At 72.1% G+C, this 10182-nt stretch carries 9 protein-coding genes and 1 pseudogene; 4 read left to right on the top strand and 6 right to left on the bottom strand.

Going from position 1 to position 10182, the window contains the following annotated elements; all coding sequences use genetic code 11:
• Window positions 1-1561 (bottom strand): cholesterol oxidase substrate-binding domain-containing protein (locus EHS43_RS26780; protein WP_125193322.1); only part of this gene is annotated, 1561 nt, incomplete at its 3' end.
• A 214-nt stretch (window positions 1562-1775) separates the two neighbouring features.
• Between EHS43_RS26780 and EHS43_RS26785 the strand changes: the two genes are divergently transcribed.
• Both EHS43_RS26785 and EHS43_RS26790 read left to right on the top strand, forming a co-directional pair.
• Window positions 1776-2759 (top strand): aldo/keto reductase, encoded by a 984-nt coding sequence (locus tag EHS43_RS26785; protein WP_125193314.1) that lies wholly within the window; start codon window positions 1776-1778, stop codon window positions 2757-2759.
• Window positions 2760-2842: 83 nt separating this feature from the next.
• Window positions 2843-3328 carry a DUF6328 family protein gene (locus tag EHS43_RS26790; RefSeq protein ID WP_125193315.1) on the top strand — a complete coding sequence of 162 codons (486 nt, stop codon included), beginning with the start codon at window positions 2843-2845 and terminating at the stop codon, window positions 3326-3328.
• On the opposite strand, the gene EHS43_RS26795 is transcribed toward EHS43_RS26790, so the two are convergent.
• The 4 genes from EHS43_RS26795 to EHS43_RS26810 form a co-directional block, all read right to left on the bottom strand.
• Window positions 3249-3941 (bottom strand): DUF2238 domain-containing protein, encoded by a 693-nt coding sequence (locus EHS43_RS26795; protein ID WP_125193316.1) that lies wholly within the window; start codon window positions 3939-3941, stop codon window positions 3249-3251. The two genes, EHS43_RS26790 and EHS43_RS26795, sit on opposite strands and share 80 nt — an antisense overlap.
• 110 nt (window positions 3942-4051) lie before the next feature.
• Entirely contained in the window at window positions 4052-4489 is a 438-nt protein-coding gene (locus EHS43_RS26800) for an SsgA family sporulation/cell division regulator (protein ID WP_125193317.1), read from the bottom strand.
• 61 nt (window positions 4490-4550) lie between these two features.
• Window positions 4551-5618, bottom strand: coding sequence for a hypothetical protein (locus EHS43_RS26805; protein WP_125193318.1), 1068 nt, complete (start codon window positions 5616-5618; stop codon window positions 4551-4553).
• 93 nt (window positions 5619-5711) lie between these two features.
• Window positions 5712-6683: an LLM class F420-dependent oxidoreductase gene (locus EHS43_RS26810; protein ID WP_125193319.1), complete on the bottom strand. Its 972-nt coding sequence runs from the start codon at window positions 6681-6683 to the stop codon at window positions 5712-5714.
• Window positions 6684-6791: 108 nt separating this feature from the next.
• Here EHS43_RS26810 and EHS43_RS26815 point away from each other — a divergent pair, with 108 nt between their 5' ends.
• Together EHS43_RS26815 and EHS43_RS26820 are read left to right on the top strand one after the other, a co-directional pair.
• A complete protein-coding gene (locus tag EHS43_RS26815) occupies window positions 6792-8219 on the top strand; it encodes a serine hydrolase (RefSeq protein WP_125193320.1) in 1428 nt (475 codons plus the stop codon).
• Window positions 8220-8443: 224 nt separating this feature from the next.
• Entirely contained in the window at window positions 8444-9565 is a 1122-nt protein-coding gene (locus EHS43_RS26820) for an NAD(P)/FAD-dependent oxidoreductase (RefSeq protein ID WP_125193321.1), read from the top strand.
• 99 nt (window positions 9566-9664) lie between these two features.
• Here EHS43_RS26820 and EHS43_RS26825 read toward each other — a convergent pair.
• Window positions 9665-10182 (bottom strand): annotated as a pseudogene (locus EHS43_RS26825) (serine/threonine protein kinase); the annotation flags it as partial.

Raw genomic sequence — 10182 nt, forward strand, 5'->3', positions numbered from 1 at the left:
CCGCCTCACCGAGCGACCCGGGAATCGCCGTCCCCAGCACCTCCTCGTCCGCCCACACGTCGTCGTCGGTGTAGGCCCAGCCCTTGGACCACTCGACGCGCGTCCCCTCGTAGCCGTCGAAGAGGAACTGCTCGATCTCCCGCAGGAAGGCCTCCGCGTGCGGGGTGCCCGGCAGCGTCAGGATGTCCAGCCACACCGCCGTGTCCCGCTCGGGATGCGCCGGGTCCGCCCGCAGCGCCGACAGCAGCGGGGCCCGCGCCCCCTCCAGCTCGGCCTCGGCCGGGTCGTCGAGCCCGGTCACCCTGATCTCCACCGTGCCGTTGACCGGGAACTTCCCCTCAGCCGTGTAGGCGGCAAGGCGCTCGCGGTAGAAGTCGGTGAACTCGGAGACCACCCGCTGCACCTGGTCCCGGCCGGTCAGGACCGCGTAGCCGTTCGCCGTCACCCGCAGCGTCGTCGGCCTGATGTAGAGCAGCGTGTTCTTCGACGGTCCCCAGATGTCCGCCGACAGCGTCGCCGTGAGCCCCCCGGTCGCCACGTCGAGCTGCGCGTTCCCGAGCACCGGAGCCAGATACCAGGCCGCGTCCGAGACCATCCGCCCGGCCAGGTCCGCCACCACGGTCGGGACGTTGTCGGAGAAGGGGTAGTTGTACGGCGCGGTCACGCGCCGCGAGGTCAGCGGCCTGGTCGGTGCCACGCTCCACACCTTCAGCCACGGGAACTCCGTGTAGGCGAACCAGATCGCCTCGACCCGCCCGGACCTCTCCAGGAAGCTCGCGAAGGTCCGCCCGTCGGCGCCGGGCGCGGCGAAGAGCTCCGCCGCCGGGATGTCGACCCGGCTCACACAGCGCAGATTGCTGTTCGCCCCCACCCGCAGCACGACCTCGGTGACGAGGGCCCGGCCGAGATGGGTGAGCAGCGCCGCGCTGTCGGCCTCCGTGCGGCCGAGGGTGCGCAGCGCGTACGCCCCGCTGTCCTCGTCCCAGACCACCGCCGTCAGCGACAGGATGCGGTTGCTCAGCGAGCCGTACGTCTGTCCCGGCAGCCGCGTCTCCCCGTCGGCCGGAACGGCGGTGCCGTGCGCGTCGACCGCCAGGGCGCCGCCCAGGGTGAGATCGCCGGGCGCGGGCGCCGCGGTGACCCCGAGTCCGTGGTCCTCCAGATAGGTCAGCAGCTCCTCCAGCGTGACGCCGGCACCGGCCCGCACCGCGGAGGCGGAGTCCAGGGACAGGCCGGTGAGGTGGGAAGCGGTGTCGACGAGGAGGACGGGCGCGTCCGAGGCGGTGCCCTCCGTGACGGTCAGGGGCGACCAGCCGTGCGAGGAGCCCCGCGCGCGGACCCGCCAGCCGTGCCGCCAGGCCCAGTTGACGACCTCGACCACCTGGTCCGGGCCGGTGGGCACGCAGGCCCACAGTCCGTCGGCGGTGATCTCGCCGACCCAGTTGCGGTACGCCGAACGGCGCAGTGCCACACCCACCGGGAAACCGGGCAGCTCCTCGGCCGCGGCCGCCGGATCGGCGGGCAGCAGAACCGGTACGGCGGCGAGGGCGGCGGCGCTCATGAGGAAGCCGCGACGGGTCCAGGAGGGGGTGTCCTGCGGGTGGTTGCTCGGCTGGTTGCTCACGGAACGATCAGTCACGGGGTCACGCTAGGCGGACGTTGACACGTGCATCCTCCACGGAGCGGCGTGTCACCCGTGCGAGTGAACAATGCACAGGTCCCGCCCCGGAGCGACCCGTTCCGCGCACGTCGGCGGCGGATGACAGACTGACCCCATGGAAGAGCGCACATTCGGCAGGTCGCAGCAGCACGCATCCGTGGTCGGACTCGGCACCTGGCAGCTGGGGGCCGACTGGGGAGACGTCGACGACAAGGAAGCCCTCTCGGTACTGGAGGCGGCCGCGGAATCGGGGGTCACCTTCTTCGACACGGCCGACGTGTACGGCGACGGACGCAGCGAGCAGACCATCGCCACGTTCCTCCGCGGCAGGCCCGACCTGCATGTGCTGGTCGCGACGAAGATGGGCCGTCGCGTCGACCAGATCCCCGAGAACTACGTCCTCGACAACTTCCGCGCCTGGAACGACCGCTCCCGGCGCAACCTCGGCGTCGACCGCATCGACCTGGTCCAGCTGCACTGCCCGCCGACCCCCGTGTACTCCAGCGACGAGGTGTTCGACGCCCTCGACACCCTCGTCGAGGAGGAGCGCATCGCCCACTACGGCGTCAGCGTCGAGACCTGCGAGGAGGCGCTGACCGCGATCGCCCGGCCCGGGGTGGCCAGCGTGCAGATCATCCTCAACGCCTTCCGCATGAAGCCGCTGCGCGAGGTGCTGCCCGCCGCACAGGAGGCCGGCGTCGGCATCATCGCCCGCGTCCCGCTCGCCTCGGGTCTGCTGTCCGGCAAGTACACCAAGGACACCGTCTTCCCGGAGAACGACCACCGCGCCTACAACCGGCACGGCGAGGCCTTCGACGTCGGCGAGACCTTCTCCGGCGTCGACTACACCACCGGTGTCGAGGCCGCCGCCGAGTTCACCGCGCTCGCCCCCGAGGGCTACACCCCGGCCCAGCTCGCCCTGCGCTGGATCATCGAGCAGCCCGGTGTCACCACGGTCATCCCCGGCGCCCGCAACCCCGAGCAGGCCCGCGCCAACGCGGCCGCCGCCAAGCTGCCGCCGCTGTCCGAGGACACCCTCGCGGCGATCCGCGACCTCTACGACCGGCGCGTGAAGGACCAGGTCGAGAACCGCTGGTGACCACGTCCGGCTCCGGGAACCGGCCGCTCGCCGCTCCCGGAGCCGGTCTGTTTGAACGATCAGTCACCGGATATCTGTACGGCATGGTCGACACGGGTGGACGTACAGGTCGCGACGAGACCGAGGAAGAGCGCGCGGACCGCAAATGGGCCGAGCTCATCCAAGAGGTCCGGGTGGCGCAGACAGGTGTCCAGATCCTGTTCGGCTTCCTGCTCACCGTGGTCTTCACCCCGAAGTACGACAACCTGGCCCACACCGACCAGGTCATCTACATCGTGACCGTCGTGCTGGGCGCCTGCGCGACCGGCGCCCTGATCGGGCCGGTGTCGCTGCACCGCCTCGTCTCGGGCCAGCGCATCAAACCCCAGGCCGTGCAGTGGGCCTCGCGGCTGACCTTCGTGGGCCTGCTCCTGCTGCTGGTCACCATGACGTCCGCCCTCCTGCTGATCCTGCGCGTCGCCACCCACGACGGCTGGGTGCCCTGGCTCGTCACGGGTGTCGTGGCCTGGTACCTGCTGTGCTGGTTCGCGCTGCCGCTGTGGACCCGGCGTCGCTACACGGCGGACTGAGGCGCGGCCCGTCCAGCTGCCGGTCGTGCACGCGGCTCAGCACGAGCACCGACACCGTGGCGCCGATCAGCGCGCAGAACATGTCCCACTGGGTGTCCCACACATCGCCCTGCGTGGCCAGGAAGGCGTCCGCCGCCTGACCGCCGGTCACCGCGGCCGCCCACTCCAGCATCTCGAAGACGGCACTGAACGCCAGACACGCGCACACCGTCAGCGGCGCCAGCCAGCGGCTGCCCCGCAGCGGGGACGTCCGCACGAGCAGTTCCCGTACGAGGACCGCCGGCACGAAGCCCTGCATGAGGTGGCCGAAACGGTCGTACGGATTGCGGTCGAGGCCGAACGTGTCGCGCACCCAGTCGCCGAGCGGGACCTGCGCGTAGGTGTAGTGGCCGCCCACGATCAGCACGAGCGCGTGGACCGCCAGCAGACAGCACAGCAGGTCGCTCAGCGGGAAGCGGCGCCACAGCAGCACGATCAGCGGCAGCCCGACCAGGACCCACACGGTCTCCAGGAACCAGGTGGTGCGGTCGCGCGGGCCCCACGCGGACAAGGCCAGCGCGGTGACCACGGCCCAGGCGAGCAGGACCGGCAGGGGCCGGCGCACAGCGGTCATGAAGTGCTCCTTGTCGTAGGAGCCCCCATCGTCGGGGCAGGGGGACGACGACGGCATGAGTACGGCTACTCAGGCCGCGTACGCGGTCGTCCCTGTCTCCGTTCCCCGGCTCAGCCGCCCGCGATGACCGAGGCGAGGAAGTCGTCCACTCTGACCTCCTCCTGACCCGGCGGCACGATCTCGCGGGTCTCGCGCAGGAAGGCCGCCAGCGCCGGGGCCCACGCGAAGACCACGGCGTGCTGGCGGCCCCCGTCGGAGTGGGCTTCCCCGTAGAACTCCATGCGCAGTTCCTCCCACACCCCGGTCGAGGCGGGGTTGAAGCGCACGTCCCCTACCCCGACCGGGCCGCGCAGGCCCTCGGCGAGCATCTCCCGGTCCAGCCGCCAGCGCGCCAGCACCCGGCCGTCATGGCTGAACACCGCGGTGACGGCGAACGGGTCCGCCGCGTCGTACCCCAGGTGGGCGAGCACGGGGCACCGGCCCGTGCCGCCCGCCTGCAGTTGCACGACGAGAGTCTTGTGCGCGGTCCTGTGGACGAAGGAGTTCACCTGGGGCCCTCCGGGGAGAACGACATAGAGCCCTCTAGTACCCCTCCCACGGCCAAGATGCTCAGCCGTCCGGGTGATTCCCCTTCGCGGTGCGCAGGGCCGTGATGCACGAGGCGATGGCCTGCTGGAGTTCCTCCAGCTGCTGGACCATGTCGTCCTCGTAGAAGTCCTGGGCGTCGTCGAAGGTCAGCTCCTCGAACACCTTGGTGGCCTTCTGCAGGCTGTTGTAGAACTTCGTCCGCCGCTCCTGGACCCGCAGTTCGGGATCGGCCTCCACGGCCTCGGCGACGAGGGACTTCATGGTGTCGAACGCCTCGGCCGCCCACTCACCGGTGTCCTCGTCCTCCTCCAGCTCCTCCAGGAGGGACAGGTGCCGCTCGGCCTCCTGGCGCAGGTCCACGGGCGCGTCGATGGTCTGCCCGGCCGGGGTCTTGACCTGCCCGGACTCGGCGATCTGGCGGACGTATCCGATCCGGTCGGCCGCCCTGCTCTCGGTGGCCACCGCCTTCTTCAGATCGTCCGTGCGCACCACGTCCCGGGCCAGGGAGGCCTGCAGCTCCGGGTCCTCCTTGATCCGGTCGAGCAGCGCGCTGCGCGCGGCCCGGGCGGTGGAGGGGTCGGCGAGGATCGCGGCCCGCAGCGCGGTCGGGTTCTCGGCGACCTCCAGGGCCTTGGTCGGCCGGATGCCCTCGGCCTCCGCGGCCTCGGCGATGGCGGTGCCGCGCTCGGAGCCGGCGCTGTTGCGGGAGACGTAGTAGCTCAGCCACACGTCCGCGTCCGGCAGCTCCACCTCCTGGCCCGGCGCCAGCGCCTCGAAGTGCGGCACCATGCCGTCGTCGGCGGCCCGGTCCCAGGCCTTGTAGTAGCGCATGACGCGTTCGGGCGAGCAGCCGGCGAGCTCCGCGAACTCCTTCGCGGACACCTTCGGCGTCTCGTCCGCGCTCTGGCCGCCGGGCCGCACGCTGCGCGCCACCATCAGGCCGAAGGCCCATCCGCCGGTCCGCGCGTACACCCCGAACTCGCGGGCGTCCCGCGCGACGAGGTCACTCAGGGGGGCGGAGGACGGCTCCGCCGGTGTCCCGGCGGAGTGGGGGGCCGGTGCCTCGGACGGGTCGATCGCTAGGGTCACGGGTGTTTCTCCTGGTCAGGCTCGTTCGGACCGCACGCTGTGCGGGTCGGAAGCCTATTGCACCCCCGGGTACGGCCCCGGCAGCCGACGGGTTCAGGCGAACGCGTCGCGCAGCGCGGGCAGCAGAGTCTTCTCCGACCAGTCCAGGAACCCGTGCTGGGAGTCGCCGCCGATCTGCACCAGCGCGACCTCGGTGAAGCCGGCCTCGGCGTACGGGCGCACGGCCTCGACGAAGGCGTCGGGGTCGTCACCGCACGGGATCGACGCCGCCACGTCGTCGGGGGTGACGAACTGGGTGGCCGCCTCGAAGGAATCCGGGTGCGGCAGTTCCGCGTTGACCTTCCAGCCGTTGCCGAACCAGCGGAACTGGGAGTGGGCCCGCTTGATCGCCGTGTCCCGGTCGGGGTCGTAGCAGACCGGCAGCTGGCCCACCCGCGGCTTGCCCTCGCCGCCGTGGCGGTCGAAGGCCTCCAGCAGGCCCGCCTTGGGCTCCGTGGCGATGACGAGGTCGGCGAGACGTCCGGCCAGGGCGCAGGACTGCTCGCCGGAGACCGCCAGACCGATCTGCGGCGGCTCGTCCGGCAGGTCCCACAGCCGGGCCGACTCCACGTCGAAGTGGGTCCCGCGGTGGTTCACGTGCCCGCCCCGGAACAGCGCGCGGATGATCTCCACCGCCTCTTCCAGCATCTCGTGCCGCACGTCGGCCGTCGGCCAGCCGCCGCCCACCACATGCTCGTTGAGGTTCTCGCCCGAGCCCAGTCCCAGCCGGAACCGGCCCTCGGACAGGAGCTGCATGGTCGCCGCCTTCTGCGCCACCACCGCCGGGTGGTAGCGGAAGGAGGGACACGTCACGTAGGTCATCAGCGGAATGCGCGAGGTCGCCTGGGCGGCCGCCCCGAGCACGCTCCACGCGTACGGCGAGTGTCCCTGCGACCGCAGCCAGGGGAAGTAGTGGTCCGAGGTCACCGAGAAGTCGTAGCCCACCTCCTCGGCCCGCACCACATGGCCCACCAGCTCACGGGGCCCGGCCTGCTCGGTCATCATCGTGTACCCGATTTGCACCATGGAGGCCGGGTCCCCGGTGACCGGTGGGGAAAACGGGCTTCCGAAACTCTCCCGATCAAGGCCGACAACTCTCTCGATCAAGACCGGTGCGCGAGAGAGGATGCGGCCATGAGTTCTCTGCCCACGAGCACCCCCGCCGCCCAGGGTGTCGACCCCTCCGGAATCACGGCCTTCCTCGACGCCCTCGAGTCCGATCCGCAGCTGGAGCCGCACAGCCTGATGCTGCTGCGCCACGGCCAGGTCGTGGCCTCGGGCTGGTGGGCGCCGTACGCCTCGCGGCGGCCCCAGCTCCTGTACTCGCTCAGCAAGAGCTTCACGGCCACGGCCGCCGGGTTCGCCGTCGCCGAGGGGCTGATCCGGCTGGACGACCCGGTGATCTCGTACTTCCCGGAGTTCGAGGCCGACATCACCGACCCGCGCAGCCGCGCGATGCTCGTGCGGCACGTCGCGTCGATGGCCAGCGGTCACGTGGAGGAGACGCTGGACCGGGCGCGCGCCCAGGACCGCGACGAGCTCGTGCGGGGCTTCCTGCTGGTCCCGCCGGACCGGGACCCGGGCACCGTCTTCGCCTACAACCAGCCCGCCACCTACACCCTGGCCGCGATCGTCCAGCGGGTCACCGGCCAGAAGCTCACCGAGTACCTGCGGCCCCGGCTGTTCGATCCGCTCGGCATCGGCGAGGTGGCCTGGACCGCCGACCGCGGGGGCCGCGAGCTCGGCTTCAGCGGGCTGCACGCCACGACCGACGCGATCGCCCGGCTCGGCGAGCTGTATCTGCGGGGCGGCGTGTGGCAGGGCGAGCGGCTGCTGCCCGAGTCGTGGGTGGCCGAGGCGACGCGAGTCCAGATCGCGCACGAGACGCCGATGGTGGACGGCTGGCCGGACTGGCAGCAGGGCTACGGCTTCCAGTTCTGGATGGGCCGGCACGGCTACCGCGGTGACGGGGCCTACGGGCAGTTCTGCGTGGTGCTGCCCGAGCAGGACGCGGTCCTCGCGATCACCTCGCAGACCCAGGAGATGCAGCGGGTCCTGGACCTGGTCCGGGAGCATCTGCTGCCCGCCTTCGGCGCCGGTCCGCTGCCCGGCGACGGCGCGGCGGACGCGGCCCTGGCCGACCGCCTGGCACGGCTCGCCCTGCCGCCCGCCGAGGGCAAGCCCGCCCCCGCCGGCCACGCGGAGGACTGGAACACCGCGCTCACGCCGTCCGGCGGTACCTGCGCCGACCAGCCGACGCTGACCGCGATAGAGGTGGACCCGGCGGGCCTGGTGACCCTCGTCGACGACGGCGACCGGCTGGAACTGCGGCTCGGGGGAGGGGAGAGCGGCTGGACGGTCGTCGACGAGCCCGTGCCCGTCGCGGTGAGCGGCGGCTGGACCGACGCGGAGACCCTCGCCCTGCACGTGGCGTTCCTGGAGACCCCGCACCACCTGCTGGTGACCTGCTCGCTCGGGGACCGGACGTTCACCGCGCGGTGGCGGACCCAGCCCCTGCACGGCGGCCCGCTGCGGCGGATGCGGGCGCCGCGCCCGGCCTGAACGCGTGGGGCGGCCCGGGTCACTTGCCGATGCCGGGCTATAGATGCCGGGCTATAGTCGTCGGGTCGCGAAAAACGATGTCCCGCAGATCCACTTCCGGGCATCGCGCATACATCGATGCAGATGGTTCTGATCGGTGAGCGTCTCCTGCCGGGACCGGACACCCCGTCCGCTCACGGCGCTGACCTTCGCCGACGCGTGTCGGCGCTACAGAGGAGCGCACCGTGCACAAGACCATCGCCGTCATCGGAGCGGGCCCGGGCGGGCTGACGCTCGCCCGGGTGCTTCAGACCCACGGCATCGCCACGACGATCTACGAGGCCGAGACCTCGGCGACGAGCCGCACACAGGGCGGCCTTCTCGACATCCACGAGGAGACCGGCCAGGTCGCCCTGCGGGCAGCCGGCCTGTACGACGAGTTCCTCGCTCTGGTCCGCCCGGGCGAGGACGCCAAGCGCGTGGTCGACCGCCACGGCACGATCCTGTTCGACAGGCCCGCGGACCCCGCCTCGACCCGTCCCGAGGTGGACCGTGGCGACCTCAGGCGCCTGCTCACCGACTCGCTGGCGCCCGGGACGATCAGGTGGGGCCACCGCCTCGTCTCGGTCCGGCACCGTCCGGAGGGCGGCTACGTGCTCGCCTTCGCGGACGGGTCCACCGCGGACGCCGACGTCGTCATCGGCGCGGACGGCGCCTGGTCGAAGGTGCGTCCGCTGCTCACCCCCGCCCGGCCCCTCTACAGCGGAACCTGCTTCGTCGAGATCGCCCTCACCTCGGGCGGCCGGAACCGTCGGGCGAGCGTGGCCGCGATCGGCAGCGGCACGCTGATGGCGGTCGCCCCGGGCCAGGGCATCATCGCCCACCGCTGTGCCGACGGGCAGGTGCGCGGGTACGTGGCGCTGAACAGGCCGGAGGAATGGGTGAGGTCGATCGACTTCGCCGACCCGGCCGCGGGCCTCGGCCGTCTCGCCGACGAGTTCGACGGCTGGTCGCCCCTGCTCACCGCCTTCGTGACGCAGAGCGACGCGGAACCGTGGCTCCGGCCCATCGACGTCCTTCCCGTCGGGCTCACCTGGGACAGGGTGCCCGCGGTGACGCTCGTCGGCGACGCCGCGCATCTGATGTCGCCCTTCGCCGGCGAGGGCGCGAACCTGGCCATGTTCGACGGTGCGGACCTGGCCGGCGAGCTGATCGGACAACGGGACGCCGAGGTCGCGCTCGGCGCCTACGAGGAGCGGCTCTTCCCGCGGAGCGCCGACGCCGCCGCTCGCTCGGCGCGGAACCTGGAGACCTTCTTCGGCCCGGAGGCACCGCAGAGCGTGGTCACGCTGTTCGACCACCCCTGACACCCCGGCCGGGTGCGCGAGCATGCCGCGCCCCCGAGCGAACGCCCGCGCCGACCCGCACGACGGATCACCGGACCCGCACCGCGGGACCGGGCGCACTCAGGGTGAGGGCACCCGGAACGTGCGCAGGAAGGTGTCGAGCGCCTGCTGGTTCGCGTCCTTGTTCCAGTCGGCCGCCGGGGTCGTCCAGCGCAGCGAGTAGCCGCGGCCCCCGCCGATGAGGAAACCCCGGCCGAAGGTGCGCACCCGGGTGCCGTCGACGTCCTCGACCCACTGCATGTCGGCGGCCTCGCGGCCCTGGTAGGTCGTCGCGAGGATGTCGCCGAGGCGCTCGTAGCCGGGGTCGTCCTTCAGCCCCGGCTCCACGGTGTCGCGCCACACGGCCACGGCGTCCGTGCCGACGGCCTCGCTGTAGGTGACGGCGAGCGTGCGCGGGTCGCCGGGGGCGCCGAAGGTCACGCGGTACGCCAGGTCGTCCTGGCGCAGGGTCTCCAGCGGTTTCCAGCCCTTGGGGAGAGCGACGGAGAAGCCCTCCGGGGAGTGGTACGTGCTGAATCCGGGCGGCAGCCCCGTGCCCGCGCTGGGGGCGGTCGTCCGGCTCGGGCTCGGGGTGGGCG

It is taken from the genome of Streptomyces sp. RP5T, assembly GCF_003933965.1.
Classification (GTDB): Bacteria; Actinomycetota; Actinomycetes; order Streptomycetales; family Streptomycetaceae; genus Streptomyces.

What these genes read in the sequence shown, in the direction of transcription:
- EHS43_RS26785 (WP_125193314.1), top strand. Translation starts at nt 1,776, where the DNA reads ATGGAAGAGCGCACATTCGGCAGGTCGCAGCAGCACGCATCCGTGGTC.
- EHS43_RS26790 (WP_125193315.1), top strand. Translation starts at nt 2,843, where the DNA reads ATGGTCGACACGGGTGGACGTACAGGTCGCGACGAGACCGAGGAAGAG.
- EHS43_RS26795 (WP_125193316.1), bottom strand. Translation starts at nt 3,941, where the DNA reads ATGACCGCTGTGCGCCGGCCCCTGCCGGTCCTGCTCGCCTGGGCCGTG.
- EHS43_RS26810 (WP_125193319.1), bottom strand. Translation starts at nt 6,683, where the DNA reads ATGGTGCAAATCGGGTACACGATGATGACCGAGCAGGCCGGGCCCCGT.
- EHS43_RS26815 (WP_125193320.1), top strand. Translation starts at nt 6,792, where the DNA reads ATGAGTTCTCTGCCCACGAGCACCCCCGCCGCCCAGGGTGTCGACCCC.